1 pseudogene is annotated in these 1,253 nt (G+C 51.3%); it reads left to right on the top strand.

What is annotated here, in order from left to right:
• Positions 1–1,129 (top strand): annotated as a pseudogene (locus tag OR1_RS20435) (cell envelope biogenesis protein OmpA); the annotation flags it as partial.
• Between the last annotated feature and the right edge of the window lie 124 nt (positions 1,130–1,253).

Below are 1,253 nucleotides of genomic sequence, written 5' to 3'. Positions count from 1 at the left end.
CGCCGGCAACGTTGATCCCACTCCGGCACAATACACATGGACTGTAGATACAGCTGCGGCTATGACTACAATAAACAGTGGTCCCGTAACAGGGAGCACGACCAAGTCACCGGTGACGTTCACCTTCAGTGCCGACAAGGCCGATGCGACCTTCGAGTGCAAGGTGGATGCGGGGGGATATGGCGTCTGTGTCAGTCCCCGAGTGCTTACCTTGAGCAACGGTTCGCACCTCTTCTACGTAAGGTCAAAGCGGATGACTGGTGCTGGAACCGGGACTGCAACCTACGAAGCGCTTCCTCCATCGGTAGGCTGGACAATAGATACGGTGGCGCCCACGGTTGCGATTGTCACTAAACCAGGCACACCTGTAAACAGTTCTACAGTCAATTTCACTTTCAGCAGCACAGGAGACTTGGATCATTACAATTATAAGGTCATGAAAGGGGTTGTTCAGGTCATAGCTGAGACTAGTCTGGGGGTGGGTATCAATGCCCTTCAGTTGAACAACCTGACCGATGGCGCTTATGCGGTTACCGTTTGGGCGGTTGATGCCGCTGGAAACAAGTCGGCAGTGCCGGCAACCTATAACTGGACAATACAACTTCCTCCTGAAACAGCCCTTACATCAACTCCTGCGCTTTTCTCTGGGCTAACAACTGCGACATTTGGATTTAATTCCCCGAACGCCGGTGTCACGTTCGAGTGTTCGCTTGATGGCACAAATTATGTTGCGTGCGTATCCCCTGTTACATACCGTTTCATGACGGATGCGCTACACACCTTTGCTGTGCGGGCGAAAAATTCCGGCGGAGTAGTTGATTCATCACCGGCAAGTTATTCCTGGACAGTGGATACCACCGCACCTGAAACCACAATAATTAGCGGTCCTGCTGCTGGAAGTTTATCGGGTGCGGCTGTGGCATTTGTGTTCACTTCTGACAAGTCTGACGCAACATTTGAGTGCAAGGTTGATGCGGATCCTTACGCAGCATGTGTGGCTCCTCTGAACCTGACTCTAGCCGCCGGTCCGCACACCTTTTACGTAAGGGCCAAACGGATGATCGGTGCCGGTTCTGGCACTGCGATATTTGATTTCACCCCTGCCCAGGTGAGTTGGACCGTAAACTAGTAATCAATTGAGTAAACGTTTATGTGAGAACTGCTGCTAACTCGACGTTAGCAGCAGTTCTTGTCAGATTACTATAATTACTCGGACCAGGTTTCTCACGGCTTTCAGGTTAAAATGTTTCCGG

Source organism: Geobacter sp. OR-1 (genome assembly GCF_000813145.1).
Lineage (GTDB): Bacteria > Desulfobacterota > Desulfuromonadia > Geobacterales > DSM-12255 > Geoanaerobacter.
The sequence above is the reverse complement of the archived record's forward strand: the minus strand, read 5'-3'. Positions and strand labels throughout refer to the sequence as shown.